We start from the raw sequence: 21846 nt of genomic DNA on the forward strand, positions 1-21846 counted from the left end.
ACACGCTCACAGTAAAGGCCAGGTCCCATTTTCGGGGCCTGGCCTTTTTGTTCTACTTTTATTGAAGCCTTGCTCCTTAGAGCTCCAGCGCCCGGCGCAGTACATCGCCCACGAGGTCCTCGAAGGATGCGTGCACATCCTCGTCGACGTCGGGGTCCCACGCGGTGCTGTCCACAAGCTTCCACTTCTGATCATCCGTGTCATACGCCAACAGCTGATCGTCCACTTCACCGATAAACCGCAGCGGCGACGATATCGAGTGCAGCCCCTCGAGCAGACGCTCGTTCGACTCCAGAACGCCCGAGGTGTGGACCGCCCGGCCCTCCTCACCTTCCTCGAAATCCCGTGTTCCGTAGATGTGCGCGCCGTTGACCCACACGCCATTGCTGCGTTGCCACAGCTGCTGCAGAGCCTCGGGTGGCTCGATTCCGAATAGGTCTTTGAACTGTGGAACGAGGGCGTTGATCGTGTCCGCGTCGGCGGGCGGTTCGAGCCCTTCCTCGGCGTCGATCTGGTCTAACAACGGATTCAGGTCAATCATGGTCACAACCTTCCAATCAACGGTGTGTGGCTTCCATACCCCGGAGCCGGCCAGATATTGATGCCCCTAGGGTAGTTCGGTGACAGAAACTGTGGGGCTGGCCTGGTTTCAACCTACCTACGACGCAGCGCTGGTAGCTGATGATCAACTGGTAATCGGGTGAGTCTTCGATCAGTACGAGCCTGTCGTCTAGGCGTGCGAGAACCTCAACTCGGTGGGCACGTCCGTGTCGAAGTAAACACGTCTACAGTGAAGGCCAGGTCCCTTTCGGGGCCTGGCCTTTTTGTTCTACTTTTATTGAGATGCCCATGGAGAAAAACACCACACGCGAGCGTATGACCACGCGCGAGCGGATGGCCGCGGTCGAGCACTCCGTCGAAGCGCGAGCGCGCCGCGTCCGCCAACGCATTCTTCCCGCACTCCAAGTCGGGATCGCCGCCGGAATCGCATATTTCATTGCGCACCAGTGGGTCGGGCACCCGCTGCCGTTCTTCGCGCCGATCAGCGTGATCATCATCGTCGGCTTGTCCGGAGGGGAGCGCATCACGCGCGCTCTGGACATGTCGCTCGGCTGTATTCTCGGTGTTCTCATTGGCGACTTGCTGTTCGCGCCGCTCGGCGCCGGCGGGTGGCAGATCGCGCTCGCCGTCGGCGGATCGTTGCTGTTCGCGTCGTTCTTCTCTAAATCGCCACTCGTGGCCAACCAAGTCGCGATCGGCTCAATCCTGATCACCACGATCATGCCGCCCGACGCCGATGTCACTGGCCTCGACCGCACCATCGACGCATTCATCGGCTCCGCGGTCGGACTCGCCGTCGTCGCGCTTTTGCCGTCCGCGCCGCTTTCCACAGCGCGGCAAGAGATTGCCAAGGTACTCAAGATTTTGAGCTCAGTGCTTGACGACGTCTCCCACGGCATCTCCAACCAACAACCCGCCGAAATGGCTGTGGCACTGGAAGCGATCCGCGGAACCCAATCGGATATTGACGCGATCAGGTCCGCGACCAAATCCGGCCGCGAATCCACGCAGCTGTCCCCCTTCCTGTGGGGCTCTCGCCGCTATGTCACGTCCCTGTCCCGCATGGTCCCGCCCACCGACAATGCGATCCGCACGAGCCGCGTGCTTGCCCGGCGTGCCCTTGTCCTCGTCGAAGACCAGGACACTGTTTCCCCGAAGCAGCTCTGGATTCTGGACCAGCTTTCTTCCATCGCGCTCGACATGTCCGCCATCTTCGAGGTCAACGCCAAGATCAGTCAGGCCCAGGGCATGCCCGCCCTGACCAACCGTCTGCGCGCGCTCGCCGCGGAAACCGGCATGGACGTTCTTGACTTGAACGCCCAACCGCCGTTCGGCCCGTACTCGCCGTTTGAGGGTCCCGCCAAGGACGCCAATAACGCCGCCGCCGCGGAGGCCATGGCAGCGGCCGACACCGGCACGGATTCCGAATCGGGCGCCGAGTCGGAGACCGCCTCCGGGCGGGTCAGCCCCACGTCCGCTGATTCAGTCCAGCCCGCCATGCCGGCGCTGTCCGCGTCCTCGATCCTGGCCCAGTCGCGCTCCCTGATCGTGGACTTGCTGCAGGTGTGTGGCTGGTCCCGCGAGTCCGCCGTGGCTGTTCTCAAGCCGACCTCTGCCACCCCGGCCTACCCGCCCGAGGTACGGAATCGATTCTTCGACGACGAGAGCGACAACCACGAACGGTAGCGGGCGCCCACTATTCATCGCCGAGAGGGTGATGCATTCACGCGTTGGGTCATTCAAAGATTGAGGCAACCCAGCGTGGAAGGAGACATGAAAGAACCCCGGCTCCGTGATCCCTAAAGGGGATCGAGGGCGGTGCCGGGGTTCTTTGTTCAGCTAACGCGCTCCGCTAAAGGCGGAGTGCAAAGCGACTTACTTCTTGTCGCGCAGGGTCTCGTCGACGACGTTGCCGTCGGTCTCGATGCGCTCCTTGGCGACATCCTCGGTGACGGTCTCGGTCTCGCGGACGACGTCCTTGTCCAGGGAAACCTTCTCCACCGGGACGGACTCCTTGGAGACGTTGACGCGATCCTCGTGCAGGGTGACGGAAGCTTCCTGCTCGCCCAGGTTGCCGTCGTAGTTAGCGCGGTCTGCCTCGGTGATCGGCTCGCGGGTGACGCGGACCTCTTCGCGCTCAACCGGGACCTCGACGGTCTCGGTCTCGTGGACGACGTACTTACGCAGACGGACCTCGCCGGACTGGACGCGCTCCTTGTCGACGTTCAGCTGCTCCTCGGAGCGGATGATCTCGCCGTTAGCGTCGCGCTGCTCGGTAGCAGCTGCGCGGTTAGCGTCGGTAGCCTCGGTGCGCTCACCAGCGGCAGCGCCAGCAGCGCCTGCACCAGCGGCAGCGCCTGCAGCAGGTGCGCCAGCACCAGCAGCGCCGGTCTCGTAGGTGGTGCGCTCCTCGACGCCCTCGAGACCGTAGTGGCGGTAGAAGGCCTCCTGGTCAGCGTTGGTGAGGTGGCCGTTCTCGTCGAGATCCGGAGCGTCCTCGATGCGGTCCTTAGCGAAAGCCAGGTGCAGGTCGCCGTTCTCGAGGGTGTGGCCGCGCAGCGGGACGATGGAGTCGCCGCCACCGAACAGACCGTGGGAGACGGACACGAAGTCCGGCTGGCCGGTGGTGTCGTTGACGTACACGTCCTGGACGCCACCGACCTTGTCGCCGTTCACGTCGTAAGCGGTTGCGTTTGCAAGGTCTTCGATGCGGTTGAAATCAGCCATGATGTCTGAATCTCCTTTAAATGTTTTGTCGGAATCGAACAGACCCCAACGTAACGACGGATCGGGGGCGCTGCAGGGGCCCGGCCGAAAACCAGACATATCAATCGAAAGTTTGAGGGCAGGCCATCAGAGTTTGGTTATAGTGTCGCGGTCGCCCTCGTTGGCCTGCAGAAATAGAGGTCGTAGAGGTGCGGGTGGGGCTATGGGTGCGGGATTGAGTCTCGGTGAGGTAACGAATCGGCCACGACGCGCTTGAAATCGTGAAAATGTGAGATAAATCACGTTTGCGCAAACCGGGGAACATACTCCCCGCGCCCGTCGATTTAAGGGCGATTCAACGCCGTTCGAAAGGCGAAGCAACGGCGAACCAACCGCGCCCGAACACCGCCCCCACGCACCGATCACAACTCTCGCACGGCCTGGATATCGCGCAGGTGACGGTAGAAGGTGACGCGCTCGACGGGTCGTTTCGCAGGGACACCGTCGACGGTGACGAGGATGGATCGGCCGCCGGATTGGAGGGCGCGTCCGGAGGGGGTGAAGGTGGCGTCGATAAGCGTTTGCCTGCGGAAACGCGGCTTGCGGATGGCTGCTGCGGCGAGTCCTGGCGTGTGGGTGGTGGGCACGAGGCGCGCGCCGAATGCGCGGCCGCGGCCGTCGCTGCGGACAAGGACGTCGTTGTCGACGACGATCTCTCCTATATATGGGGCACCGTCGACGTGGGTGAGCGTGGCGGCGCCGGCGACAACGAGTCCCGCGTCGTTGCGGATGCACGGGATGGGGTGCACGGGACCATCCACCGCGAGTGGCACGGCGGTGCCCCACACGACTGCGGCGGGGGAGGAGGGATCGCTGGGCACGTACGCGATTTCGGCCCACAGGTAGTCGGCGCGCATCATGCGCGTGAGTACAGCGGACAGCGCGGCGTCGGTGCCGGAGACGATGATGCGCAGACGCTCGTCGGGTTGTTGCGGCGCGAGCGCGGGTTCGCCGAGGTGGGACACATTGGGCGAAGCAGCGATCTCCTGCAGTGACGGTGTGGGGTCGACAGGCAGAACCTCGCGGGCAATCGCGTCCAAGAATTTCAGGTCGCGCCGCGAGGGGACCGGCGGGAGGGTGTGGTGCTCGGCGCCTTTAATAAGCGTGTCTGTGCCGCACGCGCAGTGAATGAGCCGCATGAAGCTCACGCTACAAGCCGCGCGTGGTGCTTTGTATATTGAGGCCCATGTCTGCCGATACCGAACTGATCCGTGTGTGCGCCGTCGTCTTCCGTGACGCCGAGGGCCGCGTTCTCGCCGTACGTAAACGAGGCACAAGCCGCTTCATGCTCCCCGGCGGCAAACCGGAACCAGGGGAAGCGCCGCTGGACACCGCCGTGCGCGAAGTGCGCGAAGAAATCGGCACGCTTATCGACGCCGCCTCGCTGACCCCTCTAGCCACCTTCCGCGCCCCAGCCGCCAACGAGCCAGGCCGCGACGTGGAAGGCACGATCTTTATCTGCGACGATCCCGTGGACCCGCAACCGGCCGCCGAGATCGAGGAGCTCAGCTGGGTCGACCCCCGCAACCCAGCTGAGGCCGGCGTTGACCTGGCCCCTCTGCTGGAGACGAAGGTCTTCCCGGCGTTGGGCTAGTGGCTCGTCATTTTTCTCCTCGCGAAACCTGGGGTGTCACGCTTGTCTCGCAGTAACCCCGCGAGATATCCGCGTGCATATCCCTGAAATGAATCGCGGACACGGGTGACCTTGATTGTCATCTCACCTCGGTTGAACTGCCAATACGTTGACTGACATTGAGGACACTGCCTGTATGCATTTTGTCTAATGCGCATGCTGCGGCCACTGTCCTCATTGCGCCTCAACGTTTCTGCAGCCAGCCGCCTATCAGCTAGTGAATGCGGGCAGAGATGACCTCAAACCATCTCACACATATCCCCGCGGGCTCCGCATCGCTTATCCCGCCTCAACTTCCCGTCAACCCCAGTGTTCTCGCTCCCCTTCGATGAACCGCGCTTCAAAAACACCGTTCCCGGCGCTCACTTCGAAGTCCTAGGTGCGTTGGCGCTACAATGACGCTGGACTTTTGCGGGGGAAGGGCCTGCCATGAACGGCCCGCGACGAGCACCCCGCATGAAGCACGCACACGATAGCTGTGAAGCACAGCGTGAATAAGGGAGCGTTTTAATGGCGGCCATCATCATTGTCGGTGCCCAGTGGGGCGACGAAGGCAAGGGCAAAGCCACAGATATTCTCGGCGGCAAAGTCGACTATGTGGTGAAGCCGAACGGCGGCAATAATGCCGGCCACACGGTGGTCGTCGGCGGCGAGAAATACGAGTTGAAGCTGCTCCCCGCCGGCGTGCTCAGCGAGAACGCCACCCCGGTGCTGGGCAACGGCGTCGTGGTGAATCTCGAGGCGCTCTTCGAGGAGATCGACGGTCTGGAAGCCCGCGGCGCCAACGCGTCTCGCCTGCGCATTTCCTCCAACGCGCACCTGGTCACGCCGTACCACCAGACATTGGACCGCGTGCAGGAACGCTTCCTGGGCAAGCGCGCAATCGGCACCACCGGCCGCGGCATCGGCCCGACGTACGCGGACAAGGTCGCGCGCGTGGGCATCCGCGTGCAGGACCTTTTCGACGAGTCGATCCTCCGCCAGAAGATCGAGTCCGCCTTGGACGTCAAAAACCAGATGCTGGTGAAGATGTACAACCGCAAGGCGATCGAAGTCGAAGAAATCATGGATTATTTCCTCGGCTACGCCGACCGCGTCAAGCCGATGGTGATCGACGCGGAGCAGGTGCTCAACGCCGCACTCGACCGCGGCGAGCACGTCCTCATGGAGGGCGGCCAGGCCACCATGCTCGATGTCGACCATGGCACCTACCCGTTCGTCACCTCGTCCAACCCGACGTCTGGCGGCGCGTGCGTCGGTTCCGGCATCGGCCCGACGAAGATCACCGCGTGCTTGGGCATCGTCAAGGCCTACACCACCCGCGTCGGCGCCGGCCCGTTCCCGACCGAGCTCTTCGATAAATGGGGCGACTACCTCCAGGAGACCGGCGGCGAGGTCGGCGTGAACACCGGCCGCAAGCGCCGCTGCGGCTGGTACGACTCCGTGATCGCCCGTTATGCCGCACGCGTCAACGGCTTCACCGACTATTTCCTGACCAAGCTCGACGTGCTCACCGGCATCGGCGAAATCCCCATCTGCGTCGCATACGACGTCGACGGGGAACGCTTCGACGAAATGCCGCTCACCCAGTCCCAGTTCCACCACGCCGAGCCCATCTTCGAGACCATGCCGGCCTGGAACGAGGACATCACCGGCTGCACCACCTTCGAGGAACTGCCGCAGCGAGCCCAGGATTACGTCCTGCGCCTCGAGGAGCTTTCCGGCGCCCCCATCTCCTACATCGGTGTCGGCCCCGGCCGCGACCAGACGATCGTGCGCCACGACGTCATGGAGCGCTAACCGCGCACGTCCGCCGTACCTCACGGTCTAGCGCGCCCCCTTCCGCTTCTGGAAGGAGGCGCGCTTTTGCTTTGCGACGTCTCATCTGTTCACCACCGCTTGTGTAGGTAATTTCCCAATCAAGCAAAAATGGCGACGGGGTGGCCGTGCTCGTTTCAGTGAAGTGTGTGCCGAATAAAGGCGACTTAAAGGAATGGGGCCAATAAAGCGTCGTGGAAGGGTGAATTAACTGGTCTTTTCCCCTTCCTTGCCCCCGTCGCTCCCGCTGTACCTCGTCGGTAGCAAGGGGGCGTAAAGGGTGGAAACGTCCTCTAACAGCGCACTTCCATGCATATCGGCGGGTCCCAGGAACCTTGGTGTTAACTGGGTACCCCTGATTGTGTTCATAAGCGCACTGGCGAGCTTTCTTTCCTTAAGGGGTGAGTTATTTTTATCTTATGTTTGTGGGACTACTCATTCCCTGACCTTTAATTATGTTAGTTGTCATTACATTTAAAGTGATTAGTTCTCTTAGTTTCCGGAAAAGTAACTCGCTTAAGAAACATTCCGCTGATAGTTTTTATCACTGTGAGAAACCGTATGGCGCTCGTAGTTATCCCTGAGTGGCACTGGGGCATCTCATCGAAGGACGCTTTGCACGGATGGATCGAGACGTGCGCGCGTCCCAGTTGTAATTCCTAAGACCTACTGACGTTTCTTGAAAGGAAACTCATGCGGAAAACAAATATTGCCCGCCGTCGCGGTACGACGATCGCGGCTGCGGCTCTCTCCCTGGCGCTGGTGGCGCCGAGTGTGCAACCGGTGGCGAATCCGAGTGCCGTTCCGGCGGCGTTCGCGTCCACCAAAGACGAGGCTGGCCAGACGAATGCAAAAAAGAACGGTGTCAAGTATCCGGGTGTGAATGCTGACGGCATCTACCAGACCTCGGTTGGCGAGCCGCGCTACACTTTCGAGCCGCCGGTGAAGAAAGCGGGCACAATTGAGTCCGGTACCACGCAGGGAGACACCGAGTCTATCCAGGGTTACGTGCTGAACCTCCGTAACGGCAACATGACTGTTAACCCGGACACGACGAACTTCCAGCCGATTCCGATGGAAGGTGTGCGTGTCTACGCCGAGTGGGTGGACAAGGACGGTTACACCTCGCCGACTTACACCACGGTCACCGGTCCGGATGGGCGTTACGCGATCAAGATGCGTCCGTTCTTCGATGCACTCGGCGGTCTTCATGAGTTTGACGCTGACCCTAACTTGCCGGAAGGCGAGAAGATCCGTGTCTGGGCTGAGAACCCGGATGGTGAGACGTTCCAGCAGATCTACGGTTACAACAATGGCTTCCTTGGTCCGCAGGCCAATTCGATCGATACGCAGGGTACGTCGATGCAGTGGTTGGTTGGCAGTAACCGCGTGAACAACGTGCGTTTCTTCTACGGTGAGAAGCCGCAGAATGAGGTCATGCACAAGCTGGACCAGGCGGTTGAGAACCCGAAGAAGTCCTCCGGTCAGGGTGGCCAGGTGCAGGGCAAGGCCTTCTGGGAGCAGGACCACACCCAGGGCGCATTCACCTGGAACCTGATGAACACTCTTAATAGCGGTGATGTGGCTGCTGAGGGTTTGAAGATCTACGGTTCCTACCTGTCGGATTACGCGATCAACAAGATCATGAACGAAGCACCGGCAGCAATCGGTGTTGACGAGATTCCTAGCGGTACTATCGGTAGGACGCCGACTAAGGGCTGGTCCCGTGACAATGAGGCTGCTCTTCAGAACTGGATCAAGCGCGAGATGGCTGCGGATACCGCGAAGGATCCGGTGACCGGGAAGTTCGGTAAGGACCGCTGGATCGCCGAAACTGTCATGGCGACGGTAGGTGCAGACAACAACTACACGCTGCAGTTCAACGGCACTTTCGGCCAAGATGAAAAGGGTGATCGTGGTACCGGCGGTTCCAGGGGTAACCCGCTGACGCGTAATGACGGTACTAAGGTCTCGTTCCCGGATGGTTCCGAGCATGTCGCATGGGATCTGCTTGGCACCGTGGCACCGGATCCGAACTACGGCACCTTCCGCAAGGGGGCAACCGGTAACGAAGCGGAGAAGATGCCTAAGCATGTCAACTGGGATTGGTTGTTTGTTTCCACCGAGGATGTGCCGGGCTTTGGTGTTCAGACTCCGTGGCATACCAACGGCTACCTGGATACAGCCCGCTATAACACCGGTGAAACTTGGAATGTTGTGAAGGTTGGCGAGCACCTCAACACCGCGTTCATTTCGTTGTACGCGGATTATGTGACGTTCGATGTGACTCCGTACGACTCCGCTGATAACTGGGCGAAGCCGGGCGATGTCGCAGAGACAGACACCAAGGGTGTGCCGAGGAAGTTTGTAAACAACCTCAGATACGAAATTGAGTGGGTCAACACTGACACCGGCGAAGTTGTTGACAAGAGTGAACCGTTGGAGGCTGATTCGAACGGTGAGCTTCCATCCTTCCCGCTGGACACTGGCGATGAAGATCTGTTCCCGAACGGTATCGATAAGACCACGACTTTCCGTGCTGACCTCTACCCGATTGACATCGCCGAGGATAATGCCCGTGGAAGCCGCATCGCCGCTGATTCTTTCACGGTTCTCGTTGGTTGGGCTCCTATTTACGAGGAGAAGAAGGGCAAAGCCGGTAAGCCGCTGAAGTCTGGTGTTCCGACGTTTGATAACACCACTACCGATGAGGTGGAGAGTGAGAAGGGCGAGGACCTGCCGTCGCCGGTTTCCAAGTTCGAGCTCCCGGATACGTTCCAGGCGCCGGAAGGCTACACCGTTGAGCTGGACGAGACCACTGGTGAAGTGACTCTGACATTCCCGAAGGATGCAAAGCCGGGCACGAAGTTTGACGTTCCGGTTGTTGCAGTCCTGGAGGATGGCACCAGGACTGTCGGTTCCGCTCCGTTCGAAGTCGCTGTGGATACTGACACCACTGTCGAGCCGGAGTACGAGGACAAGCTCGTCGTTCCGGGTACCCCGGCTGAGTCTGAGCCGACCTTCAAGAAGCAGGACGAAGACGGCAATGTCACCGACCAGAAGGTTGATGCGCCTGAGGGTTCCAAGTTCTCGATTCCGGAGGACTTCGAGGCTCCGGAGGGCTACACGGCAAAAGTTGATCCGGAGACCGGCAAAGTCACCGTCACAGTCGACAAGGACACGCTCGACGCTGATTCCGCTGAAGAGATCGAGGTTCCGGTGAAGGTCGAGTACCCGGATGGTTCCGAGGACGACGCAACTGCGAAGTTCGAGCTGGATACTGACGGTGACGGCAAGCCTGACTCCGAGGACGGGGACGACGACGGCGACGGCATCCCCGACCAGGAAGAGAAGGACAAGGGCTCCAACCCGAAGGACAAGGGTTCGATCCCGCTGACGCCGCTCGAGCCTTCCAAGCCGAACCAGAACGGTCAGTTTGAGCCGGAATACGAGGACGGCACCGGTAAGCCGGGCGAGGATGTCACGGTTGAGAAGCCGGTCTTCAAGGATAAGGATGACAAGGAGACCGAGGCTCCTGAGGGCACCACGTTCAAGCCGGGTGATAAGGCTCCGGATGGTGTGAAGGTTGATCCGAACACCGGTGAGATCACTGTTCCGGTTCCGGAGGATGCGAAGCCGGGTGACAAGATCACTGTTCCGGTTGAGGTGACTTACCCGGATGGTTCGAAGGACACCGTTGATGTCACTGTCACCGTCGACGAGCCGGAGGCTAAGGACAACGAGAACTACGATCCTGAGTACAAGCCGGGTAATGGTAAGCCGGGCGAGGATGTCAGGGTTGANGTGACTTACCCGGATGGTTCGAAGGACACCGTTGATGTCACTGTCACCGTCGACGAGCCGGAGGCTAAGGACAACGAGAACTACGATCCTGAGTACAAGCCGGGTAACGGTAAGCCGGGCGAGGATGTTACGGTTGATGCTCCTGAGTTCAAGGGCAAGGACGGTAACAAGACCGAGGCTCCTGAGGGCACCACGTTCAAGCCGGGTGATAAGGCTCCGGATGGTGTGAAGGTTGATCCGAACACCGGTGAGATCACTGTTCCGGTTCCGGAGGATGCGAAGCCGGGTGACAAGATCACTGTTCCGGTTGAGGTGACTTACCCGGATGGTTCGAAGGACACCGTTGACGTCACCGTCACCATCGACGAGCCGGCGGACGAGACTGCTCCGACCGTGAACCCGGTGACGGAGGGTGATAAGGAGATCACTGGTACTGGTGACCGTCCGAATGAGACGATCATCGTTACCCTGCCGGATGGCACAGAGATCGAGACGACGACCGATAAGGACGGCAACTGGACCGTTAAGGTTCCGGAGGATAAGCCGCTCAAGCCGGGCGACAAGATCGAGGTCCGCGACGGAGCCGGTAACAAGGCCAAGACCGTGACCGTCGGTGAGAAGAAGATCAGCTCTTCCGATCGTGAAGGCTGCACCGAGTCCCTGATTGGCTTCGGTCTGCCGCTGCTGGCTCTGATCCCGCTGGGTATTGCTTCCCAGACTGCAATCCCGGGTCTGCAGAACATCCAGGCTCAGGTTGGTCGTCAGATTCAGGATGCGAATACTGCTCTGCAGAACCAGCTGGGCATTATGGATCCGCGTTTGGCTAAGGCGTCGGCTGATTTCCAGGCTCAGCTGCGGGGTGCAGGTGCAAACCTGAACCAGGTTCTCGGCGGACTGGCAGTTCTGGCTTACGGCATCGCTGCGATCACGACCATTGCTACCAAGTGTGGTCCGGGCAACACCAAGACCCAGACCAACGTCGAGGTGTCCAGCATCTTCGGCAAGGGTTCTTCCTCTAAGTCCGATGGTGACAAGGGCTCTTCTTCCGAGGGTTCCTCTAAGGGTAAGGATGAGAACCAGGGTTCCTCCGACTCTGAGGGCAAGGAGGGCTCCTCGAAGGGCTCCGGCGCTACCGATGGCTCTGAGGTTTAGGCTCCAGCTGAGGAGAACAACTCCGAGGTCGAGCCGAACGCTGGCGAGGAAACGGCCACCAACTAATCGCTGGTGGGCAACACCGCTGACCGCTAGCTAGCCGCTTGGCCGCTCCCATCCGGGAGTCGCCCGGCGGCTGGGTCAGCACCAGATACACGACCACCGCCGATCCCTACCCAACTGCGGGTAGAGGGTCGGCGGTGGTTTTTGTGTGGGGGCAGGGGAGGCGTCGACAAGCAATTGCGCGCTTGTCGACGCCTCCCTCTTCTCTTGCCCCCAGATAGCGCTGCCCGCGGTAAGAAATTTTCGATGTAACCGTCCATTGTTTCACCAGCTATTTGGTGCTGATGTTACTGATGTTCCGACTCTCTGGCAGCTTGTACATTCTTTCGGGCTGGATACATTTTCTTGACGCTGATAGTTTCTATAGCTGTGAGAAAACGTATGGTGCCCGCAACTCATCCTGAGTGAGGCCAGCGCATCTCATAGCAGGCCAGTGTCAGTGAGCTTGAGCTCATCTAACGCTCGCCAGAACTCCATACTTCAGATTGTTCACTGTCTCTGGAAGGAAAACATGAACTTCAAGAACATCCCCCGCCGCCGCGGCACGTCTATCGCGGCTGCGGCTCTCTCCCTGGCGTTGATCGCGCCGGCGGTGCAGCCGGTCGTGAACCCGGCTGCTGTGCCGGCGGCGTTTGCGGAGGATACGGCGGAGCCGGCTCCTGCCCCTGGGGAGTCGGATCAGAACGCGATCATCGACGCTGACATGATCGCCAGCGGCCGTGTTACCAAGCCCGCCAACCTGACCGATGCTCACGGTGTCGGCAAAGGCCTGATCTCGGGCCACGTGTACCTTACCGGCCCGAAGGGTAACCCGGGATCGACTATTGACAACGGAAATATTCCGCTGGACGGTGTTACCGTGTATGCGCAGTTCCGGGACAAGGATGGCTCGTACTCACCGGTCTTTAGCGCGAAAACCCATACTCTCGAAGGTCCGATCGTCGGTGGTAACGGCGGTAAGGGCACCTTCGCCTTCGGTACGGAAGATAAGGGCATCACCTGGACTGACAAGCTCGGTCGCGAGCACACCTGGGCTGCACGCACCGACCAGAAGCACCGCATCTGGGTCGAGCCGTACACCAACGATCGTGGCAACAAGATGGTCATGTTCCGTCAGGCAAATGGCTTCGTGCCGGGCTCCTTCAATGGTCTGGTCGAGGGGCCGCTCGGCTCATTCGCAGCGGCTGACGGAAATATCCAGCTGATGGCCGCCTTCTACCAGGAGGTTCCGCCGAACCACGAGACCAGCTGGATGGCTGCCAAGGGCGACAAGCTTGTGGAGGACCCGGAGGGTCCGATCGATAATCCGGCGGGGCAGCTGGATGTTTCGAACGTTCTTTCCGGCCGTGTGTGGCTTGAGACCGGTGGTCCGGACAAGGGCATCGTTGCTACCGGTCCCTCGATGAACTCGATCGACGAGCCTGCTGATGGCTACACCGTGTACGCTTCGACCTTGACCAAGGACGGTGCGGCGGCAAACCAGAAGCTGCACGAGCAGTTCAAGGACGACCCGAACAAGCTTGCCGACGCGACCAAGAAGATGCTCGAGGATCACCCCGAGTACATCCACAAGACTGTCTACGGTAAGACCGATCCTGATGGCTACTACTCGCTTCGCTTCGGTGAACTGACCGATGCGAACCAGACCAACGAAGATTCTCTCAACAAGGACCACGTGTTCGTGTGGGTGGAGAACAAGGATGGCGTGGTCCAGAACGGATACACCGGTTTCCACACCCCGATCTTCCAGAACTACAAGGAAGGCGGCAACTTCCGTGCGTCGGCCGTCCCAAACAGGAACATTGCTGTCACTTCGCGTGTCAAGGATCAGGGCAAGCCACGCTACGGCAAGCAGGTCAACTCGATCTACAACGTGAACTACGCCGTCATGCCGTATACCCCGGTGTCGATCACGGCTGACTACAACGCAACTGACAAGCCTGCTGCACCCGGCACCACGGTGACTCCAGAGTTCGACGGCAATCTTTCGAGCCTGCCGTCGAAGGTCGAATGGCGCGACCAGGAGGGCAACGTTGAAAAGACCTGTGAGCTCGACCAGTCCAAGTCCGTGAAGAAGCAGGTCGCGGATTGCACGTTCGATATCCCTAAGGATGCGAAGAAGGGCGACTACTTCAACGTCGTTTTGGTCTCCGGTGGCAACGACGTTTCCGCATGGACCGTCCTGGTGACCAAGGACTCGGACGAGCACACGCCAGCGTACGAGGACAAGCTCGTCGTCCCGGGCAAGGAGACGAAGTCTTCCCCGACCTTCACCAAGACCGGTGAGGACGAGGAAGGCAACCCGACCGAGGAGAAGGTTGAGACCCCTGAGGGCTCCAAGTTCGCGATCCCGGAGGACTTCAAGGCTCCTGAGGGCTATGAGGTCAAGATCGACGAGAACACCGGTGAGATCACCGTGACCTTCCCGGATAAGTCCAAGCTGAACAAGGACACCGTTGAGGAATTCGACGTTCCTGTGACGGTGACCTACCCGGATGGTTCCTCGGACGACGCTGAGGCGAAGTTCAAGCTGGACACCGATGGTGACGGCAAGCCTGACAACGAGGACGATGACGACGACGGTGACGGCGTCCCGGACGACAAGGAAAAGGAAGACGGCACCAACCCGAAGGCGCCGAACCAGAACGGTGAGTTCGAGCCTGGTTACGAGGATGGTTCTGGTAAGCCGGGCGAGGATGTGACGGTTCCGGCTCCGACGTTCAAGGACAAGGACGGCAAGGAGACCAAGGCTCCTGAGGGCACCACGTTCAAGCCGGGTGACAACGCTCCGGAGGGCGTTGAGGTTGATCCGAACACCGGTGAGATCACTGTTCCGGTTCCGGAGGATGCGAAGCCGGGTGACGAGATCACTGTTCCGGTTGAGGTGACCTACCCGGACGGCACCACCGATGAGGTTGACGTCACTGTCACCGTCGAGAAGCCGGATACTCCGGCTCCGACTGAGAAGGACAAGGACAAGTTCGAGCCTGGTTACGAGGATGGTTCTGGTAAGCCGGGCGAGGATGTGACGGTTCCGGCTCCGACGTTCAAGGACAAGGACGGCAAGGAGACCAAGGCTCCTGAGGGCACCACGTTCAAGCCGGGTGACAACGCTCCGGAGGGCGTTGAGGTTGATCCGAACACCGGTGAGGTCACTGTTCCGGTTCCGGAGGATGCGAAGCCGGGTGACGAGATCACTGTTCCGGTTGAGGTGACCTACCCGGACGGCACCACCGATGAGGTTGACGTCACTGTCACCGTCGAGAAGCCGGATACTCCGGCTCCGACTGAGAAGGACAAGGACAAGTTCGAGCCTGGTTACGAGGATGGTTCTGGTAAGCCGGGCGAGGATGTGACGGTTCCGGCTCCTGAGTTCAAGGACAAGGACGGCAAGGAGACCAAGGCTCCTGAGGGCACCACGTTCAAGCCGGGTGACAACGCTCCGGAGGGCGTTGAGGTTGATCCGAACACCGGTGAGGTCACTGTTCCGGTTCCGGAGGATGCGAAGCCGGGTGACGAGATCACTGTTCCGGTTGAGGTGACCTACCCGGACGGCACCACCGATGAGGTTGACGTCACTGTCACCGTCGACGAGCCGGCGAAGACGCCGGAGTGGGATGACTCCACCACGACTCCGGATAAGCCGGTAACTATTCCGAACACCGGTGGTCCGGTCGAGGATGGCACCACGGTTGAGACCGAAGGTCCGGGTACGGCTGAGATCAACGAGGACGGCAACATCAAGGTCACTCCGTCTAAGGAAGCGAAGCCGGGCGACAAGATTGTCGTTGAGGTCAAGGACAAGGACGGCAAGGTCATCGACACTGTTACGGTGACGATCAAGGAGAAGCCGATTAGCTCCTCCGATCGTGAGGGTTGCACGGAGTCCCTGGTCGGCTTCGGTCTGCCGCTGCTGGCTCTGATCCCGCTGGGTATTGCTTCCCAGACTGCGATCCCGGGTCTGCAGGAAATCCAGGGTCAGGTTGGTCGTCAGATTCAGGATGCGAACACTGCTCTGCAGAACCAGCTGGGCATCATGGATCCGCGTCTGGCCAAGGCTGCCGCTGACTTCCAGGCTCAGCTGAAGGGTGCAGGTGCGAACCTGAACCAGGTTCTGGGTGGTCTTGCGGTTCTGGCTTACGGCATCGCCGCGATCACGACCATTGCTACCAAGTGTGGTCCGGGCAACACCAAGATCAAGGACACCAACGTTGAGGTGTCCAGCATCTTCGGGAAGGGTTCTTCCTCTAAGGCTGAGGGTGACAAGGGCTCTTCTTCCAAGGGTTCTTCTTCTAAGGCTGAGGGTGACAAGGGTTCCTCTTCCGAGGGTTCGTCCAAGGGCAAGGATGAGAACAACGGTTCCTCCAACTCTGAGGGTGGCAAGGGTTCTTCCTCCGAAGCTGAGGGCAAGGATGGTTCCTCCCAGGGTTCCGGTGCCACCGACGGTGCTGATGCTCCGGCCGAGGGCTCTGGCGAAGGCTCCAGCGCCGAGGGGAACACAGCTCAGTAAGAATTGAGCTGCACCCGCTAGACCGTGGATCGGCACTGGTGCTCCCCTCGGGGAGCGAGCGCCGGCCCCGGCTAGTGAGTTGAAATAAATCACCGCCGGTCCCTACCTGAATGGGTAGAGGATCGGCGGTGATTTCGTCCTTCTAGCGGTTATGAGGGAAGTTTGAGCGGGCCGTCGGTACGCAGAGTAGCGTCGTCGTTCTGCATCGCGGAGCGTATGGCGCGTGTGGAGCCGGTGTTGCTGCGCATTGTGCGTGCTGCCGACAGTCTTCTTCGCGCAGCCAACCTCGGTGGCGATGGTTGCGTATCGACAAACCCTGCCCACGCAGGCAACGGATCTGTGCTCATCGCTCCAAAGAAATCACTCATCCAATCGTTTTCGGATGGGCTACTTCGCTGGGAGCGTTGTGGGCTACTTTCTAAAGAACGCTGGCCAAAGATCCGCGAATATTTCCTTTCAGCTTCCACTGACTCTCTCGATCCGCAAGAATGCAGAGTCACGCGGCATGAGGTGGGCACGTGGTGAGTGCGAGTGTCTCATCGGCCGGATCGGCAGGGACGCCTTGCGCAGTGCTGAGCCTGACAGTAGTCTCCGGCGTGTCAGCCCCGAGGTCACCGGCACTCCTCGGAGTGTGACGAGGCCCCTTGGGGCGATCGTGTTGATGGGGAAGGTGTCTTGGGGGTGTGAATTCTGACTGGTTCAAATTCAACGTGGAGGCGTTTCTTTCGTCTCAGCGTTTGAGCCAAATAGAACCGCTGCACCAACGTCTCCGATCAGTACATCTAGCGGTGAAAAGTGGAAGCCCGGCAAGTTGCACGCCGCAGGTCATCCGGGTTTCTTCGCGGAAACGCGGAGGCGGTAGAGCTGAGTCTCTCGGTGCATTTCGGCCTTGATTCGCTCGATGTTCTCGCGGTTGCCGGGGCGTATGGTTCGGCGCTGATCAAGGGCTGTCATTGTTTCTCCTGATCGTGGTGGTTGGTGCGCAAATGTGAAAGTGGGACCACGATACCGTGGCCCCACTTTAGAACGTTGTTGGCTGAACGCTAGATCGAATATTCGGGGTGGGAGGCGTTGACCATGTCGTCCCACTCGACGATCTTCTTGCGCTCGCGGCCTTCGGCCTCGCCGAGGGCGCGTTCGGCGGCGTCGAGGTTGTGCCAGCCTTCCCAGGTGGTCACCTTGACGCCCTTGTCCTTGAGGTGGTCGAGGATGGCCTGGTCGTCGCGGTGTTCGGTGGGGGTGAGGGTGCCGTTGCGGTAGTCGTCGAGAAGCATGGTGGTGGTGTCCTTGGCATCGGACTTGGTGTTGCCGATCAGGCCGACGGGGCCACGCTTGATCCAGCCGGTGGTGTACAGGCCGGGGACGATGTCGCCGCCGAATTCGGTGAGCACGTGGCCTTCGTCGTTGGGGATGACGGCGCGGTGGTCGTCGAAAGGCACGCCGTTGATGGCGTCGGAACGGTAGCCGACGGCGCGGTAGACAGCCTGGACGTCCCAGGTGGTGGTCTCACCGGTGGCGGTCACGCCGCCGTTGCCGTCGAGTTCGGTGCGCTCAGTGACAAAGCCGCTGACCTTGCCGTCCTCACCGATGATCTCCACGGGGGACTCGAAGAAGTGGATGAACAGCTTGTGCGGGGCGCCCTTCGGGTCGCGCATCGCGTAGCCTTCCAGGGTCTGGCACACAAGGTCGACGCTTTTCGCTTCTCGACGAGCCGCCTCCGACGCCTCGTCGTAGTCGATATCCTCCGGGTCGACGATGACCTCGATGCTGCCGGAGTGGTCGAGCTCCTTCAGTTCGAGGGGGCTGAACTTGGCCTGGGCCGGGCCGCGGCGGCCGAAGACGTGGATCTCCTTCGCAGCGGAGGCGTTGAGGTTGTCGTAGACATTGTCCGGGATCTCCGTGACCTTCAGCTCGTCGGCGGTCTTGGCCAGCACGCGGGCGATGTCGAGTGCGACGTTGCCGACGCCGACGATGGCGACTTTCTCAGCGGTGAGATCCCAGTCGCGGGTGAAGTTCGGGTTGCCGTCGTAGAAGCCGACGAACTGGCCGGCGCCGTAGTGGCCGTCCAGCTCCGCGCCCGGGACGTTCAGGTCGCGGTCGGCGGTCGCGCCGGTGGCGAAGACGACTGCGTCGTAGTACTCCTGCAGCTCCTCGACAGTGATGTCGTTGCCCACGTCGACGTTGGCCAGCAGGCGGATCTCCGGCTTATCCAGCACGTTGTGCAGGGACTTCACGATGCCCTTGATGCGCGGGTGGTCAGGCGCGACGCCGTAGCGGATCAGACCGAACGGGGCGGGCATGCGCTCGAAGAGGTCCACGTGCACGTCCACATCGGACTTGACCAGAAGGTCGGAGGCGTAAATGCCGGCGGGGCCGGAGCCGACGACGGCGACGCGGAGGGTGTTGTCGGAAGTGGGAGTACTCATGAAGGTTGAAACTGTCCTTTGCGCTGTTGCTGGTGTCTCACGCAGGGCATCCTGCGGGTAGTTCTTGCTGTTATTTGTAGTGCCAGTATAGGGCATTGACCAAACGAATCTAGACAAAGTGGTCTTTTTGTATTGGACCGAGCGGTTTGATGGTGTGGCGCTGCGGGGTGTAACCAACGCCACCTGCGTGTGTCCGGGCAGGTGACTACACTTGAAATGAGCTGGATAGAGCGCGCAGGTGAGCGCGTCGATCCGCTGCGCGAGATGCGCGCATGATTCGCGTGCAAGATGCGAATACCCGCGAAACCATAGGGTGAAAGCCCGGAAAGGTTGTTCCTAGATGGCTGCAAACAGGTCCGTTCTCATCACTGCGGTAGGCCGCGAACTCGAGGGGGGTGACATCGAGGCGCTGGCAGGGGAGAAGAACCTGAAGGTCGTCAACCTGAACGACCAGGAGCGTGAGCACTCCGCGATTGTGTCGGCGGATCTGCTCGCGGACGGTGACAGCCTCATCGTGGGTACCGGCGAGTACACCTTCGACGCGGAGGTCGCCACGGCGCTCGGTGTCCCGGTGCTGCTGCTCACAGCCACCGGCGCAGCAGGAAGCCCGGCAGCAGAGCTCGCTCTGGCACGAGTGGAGGAGCTGGGGGCGCAGGCTTCGGGCGTCGATAAGCTCGATGCTTCTGCTCTCGATGCCGCACTTGGCACCGACGCGCGGCAGGTCATGTCCCCCGCTGTGTTCGAGAACTGGCTGATCACTCGCGCGAAGGAGAAGCGCGCGCACATCGTGCTGCCGGAGGGCGAGGACGACCGCATTCTGGAGGCCGCGCACCAGCTGCTCAAGCAGGACGTGGCGGACCTGACCATCCTCGGTGTCCGCGACGATATTGAGCGCCGTGCCGACGATATGGGCCTCAACCTCGAGGGCGCGAATATCATCGACCACCTCAATTCCGACCTGCTCGACGAGTTCGCGGAAGAATTCGCCGAGCTGCGTAAGAAGAAGGGCGTGACCGTTGAGGAAGCGCGCGAGACGATGAAGGACATCTCCTACTTCGCCACCATGATGGTCCACAAGGGCCTGGCGGACGGCATGGTCTCCGGTGCGGCGAACACCACTGCGCACACCATCAAGCCGTCGTTCCAGATCATCAAGACCGCGCCGGGCGCATCCGTCGTGTCCTCGGTCTTCCTCATGGTCATGCGCGACCGCCTCTGGGCATTCGGCGACTGTGCCGTGAACCCGAACCCGACCGCCGAGCAGATCGGCGAGATCGCCGCTGTGTCCGCGAAGACCGCGGCGCAGTTCGGCATCGACCCGAAGGTGGCCATCTTGTCCTACTCCACCGGCACCTCCGGCTCCGGCCCGGACGTCGAGCGCGCTGTCGAGGCGACCGCCAAGGCGAAGGAGCTCGCCCCGGACACCGCGATCGACGGCCCGCTGCAGTTCGACGCTGCCGCTGACCCGGGTGTGGGCAAGAAGAAGGCCCCGGATTCTCCGGTCGCCGGCCAGGCGAATGTCTTCGTCTTCCCGGATCTCGAGGCTGGCAACGCCGGCTACAAGATCGCGCAGCGCACCGGCGGCGCGCTCGCCATCGGCCCCGTCCTGCAGGGCCTGAACAAGCCGGTCAACGACCTGTCCCGCGGCGCGACCGTCCCGGACATTGTCAACACCGTCGCAATCACCGCAATCCAGGCTCAAGGAGCTAACTAATGGCCTACGCACTCGTCCTCAACTCCGGTTCCTCGTCGATCAAATTCCAGATCGTCGACCCCACCGCATCCGCTTCCGACCGCCCGTTCGTCACCGGCCTGGTCGAGCGCATTGGCGAGCCGAACGGCCGCATCTCCATCAAGATTGAGGGTCGCCACGTCGAGTCCAATATGCCGATCCGCGACCACCGCGGCGGCCTGATGCTGGCCATCGCCATGCTGGACGCCAACGGCGCCGGCCCGACCCAGGTGGACATCATCGCCTGCGGTCACCGCGTTGTTCACGGCGGCAACACCTTCAGCGCGCCCGTGCTTGTCGACGATGAGGTTGTCGAGCAAATCCGCGAGCTCGTCCCCCTTGCCCCGCTGCACAACACCGCGAACGTCGACGGCATCGAGGTCGCCCGCGACCTGCTCCCGGATGTCCCGCACATCGCCGTGTTCGACACCGGCTTCTTCAATGACCTGCCGGCTGCAGCCGCCAACTACGCGATCGACCTGGATGTCGCCCAGAAGCACCAGATCCGCCGCTACGGTTTTCACGGCACCTCCCACGAGTTCATCGCCCGCGAGGTCGCCGACCACCTGGGACAGTCCGTCGAGGAGCTCAACCAGATCGTCCTCCACCTGGGCAACGGTGCTTCCGTCTCCGCTATCCGCGGCGGCCACGCGCAGGACACCACCATGGGTCTCACCCCGTTGGAAGGCCTGGTCATGGGCACCCGCTCCGGTGATATCGACCCGGGCGTGATCTTCCACCTCAACCGCACCGCCGGCATGGACATCGACGCCATCGACGACCTGCTCAACCGCCAGTCCGGTGTGAAGGGTCTGTCCGGTGTCAACGACTTCCGTGTCCTCCACGAGAAGATGGACGAGGGCGACGAGAAGGCCAAGCTGGCCTACGACGTGTACATTCACCGCCTCCGCCGCTACATCGGCGCCTACATGATCACCCTGGGGCGCGTGGACACCATCACGTTCACCGCCGGTGTCGGTGAGAACGACGCCACCGTCCGCACCAACTCCCTGGCCAACCTGGAGAACTACGGCATCAAGATTGACGAGGAGAAGAACGTCAACGGCTCCGGCCCGCGCATCATCTCCACCGAGGATTCCGCCATCAAGGTGCTCGTCGTCCCGACGAACGAGGAGCTCGCCATCGCGCAGAAGTCCGCCGCGATCGCCGAGTCGCTCTAAGCGCTCTGCTCTTACGCAGCGAGCCCGGTTCCAGCATTGCTGGGGCCGGGTTTCGCGTTTCCGGACCTCTGCACCTGCCCAGATGCCGGCCACATTCGCCTTTGCACCTGCAGTTTTCTAGATGTTAACCCCAAAACTTAGTTATCCCAGGTCGCGGTTTGAGGGCCATTTTTCCGACCTGGGGTAACTAAATTCTGGGG

12 protein-coding genes are annotated in these 21846 nt (G+C 61.0%); 7 read left to right on the plus strand and 5 right to left on the minus strand.

All coding sequences use genetic code 11. From position 1 onward, the window contains the following. Positions 1-76: 76 nt before the first annotated feature. Positions 77-541, minus strand: a complete 465-nt coding sequence (locus J5Y21_RS07140) for a hypothetical protein (RefSeq protein ID WP_210574021.1) — start codon at positions 539-541, stop codon at positions 77-79. Positions 542-843: 302 nt separating this feature from the next. On the opposite strand from J5Y21_RS07140, the gene J5Y21_RS07145 reads away from it, so the two are divergent. Further along, positions 844-2247: an FUSC family protein gene (locus J5Y21_RS07145; RefSeq protein ID WP_246875041.1), complete on the plus strand. Its 1404-nt coding sequence runs from the start codon at positions 844-846 to the stop codon at positions 2245-2247. 189 nt (positions 2248-2436) lie between these two features. On the opposite strand, the gene J5Y21_RS07150 is transcribed toward J5Y21_RS07145, so the two are convergent. Both J5Y21_RS07150 and J5Y21_RS07155 read right to left on the minus strand, forming a co-directional pair. Then, positions 2437-3288 (minus strand): PRC and DUF2382 domain-containing protein, encoded by an 852-nt coding sequence (locus tag J5Y21_RS07150; protein ID WP_210574023.1) that lies wholly within the window; start codon positions 3286-3288, stop codon positions 2437-2439. A gap of 401 nt (positions 3289-3689) precedes the next feature. Beyond that, positions 3690-4466 carry a hypothetical protein gene (locus J5Y21_RS07155; protein ID WP_210574025.1) on the minus strand — a complete coding sequence of 259 codons (777 nt, stop codon included), beginning with the start codon at positions 4464-4466 and terminating at the stop codon, positions 3690-3692. 47 nt (positions 4467-4513) lie between these two features. On the opposite strand from J5Y21_RS07155, the gene J5Y21_RS07160 reads away from it, so the two are divergent. The 4 genes from J5Y21_RS07160 to J5Y21_RS07175 all read left to right on the plus strand — a co-directional run bounded on the left by J5Y21_RS07160 (position 4514) and on the right by J5Y21_RS07175 (position 16307). Then, positions 4514-4921, plus strand: a complete 408-nt coding sequence (locus J5Y21_RS07160) for an NUDIX domain-containing protein (RefSeq protein ID WP_210574027.1) — start codon at positions 4514-4516, stop codon at positions 4919-4921. 549 nt (positions 4922-5470) lie between these two features. After that, on the plus strand, positions 5471-6760 hold the full coding sequence (locus J5Y21_RS07165; RefSeq protein WP_210574029.1) for an adenylosuccinate synthase: 1290 nt from the start codon (positions 5471-5473) through the stop codon (positions 6758-6760). A 711-nt stretch (positions 6761-7471) separates the two neighbouring features. Continuing rightward, on the plus strand, positions 7472-11734 hold the full coding sequence (locus J5Y21_RS07170; RefSeq protein ID WP_210574031.1) for a YPDG domain-containing protein: 4263 nt from the start codon (positions 7472-7474) through the stop codon (positions 11732-11734). Between the two features lie 574 nt (positions 11735-12308). Continuing rightward, positions 12309-16307 carry a YPDG domain-containing protein gene (locus tag J5Y21_RS07175; RefSeq protein WP_210574033.1) on the plus strand — a complete coding sequence of 1333 codons (3999 nt, stop codon included), beginning with the start codon at positions 12309-12311 and terminating at the stop codon, positions 16305-16307. Positions 16308-17132: 825 nt separating this feature from the next. On the opposite strand, the gene J5Y21_RS11795 is transcribed toward J5Y21_RS07175, so the two are convergent. Both J5Y21_RS11795 and J5Y21_RS07180 read right to left on the minus strand, forming a co-directional pair. Then, positions 17133-17261, minus strand: coding sequence for a hypothetical protein (locus tag J5Y21_RS11795; RefSeq protein ID WP_282597873.1), 129 nt, complete (start codon positions 17259-17261; stop codon positions 17133-17135). 89 nt (positions 17262-17350) lie between these two features. Next, complete coding sequence (locus tag J5Y21_RS07180) at positions 17351-18733, minus strand: FAD-dependent oxidoreductase (protein ID WP_210574035.1); 1383 nt, start codon at positions 18731-18733, stop codon at positions 17351-17353. A gap of 340 nt (positions 18734-19073) precedes the next feature. Between J5Y21_RS07180 and pta the strand changes: the two genes are divergently transcribed. Both pta and J5Y21_RS07190 read left to right on the plus strand, forming a co-directional pair. Beyond that, positions 19074-20447 carry a phosphate acetyltransferase gene (gene pta / locus J5Y21_RS07185; RefSeq protein WP_210574037.1) on the plus strand — a complete coding sequence of 458 codons (1374 nt, stop codon included), beginning with the start codon at positions 19074-19076 and terminating at the stop codon, positions 20445-20447. Next, positions 20447-21646 carry an acetate kinase gene (locus J5Y21_RS07190; protein WP_210574038.1) on the plus strand — a complete coding sequence of 400 codons (1200 nt, stop codon included), beginning with the start codon at positions 20447-20449 and terminating at the stop codon, positions 21644-21646. Before pta ends, J5Y21_RS07190 begins: the two co-directional genes overlap by 1 nt. Positions 21647-21846 lie beyond the last annotated feature (200 nt).

This window comes from Corynebacterium sp. Marseille-P3884, from assembly GCF_017942225.1.
In the GTDB taxonomy this organism is placed as follows: Bacteria; Actinomycetota; Actinomycetes; order Mycobacteriales; family Mycobacteriaceae; genus Corynebacterium.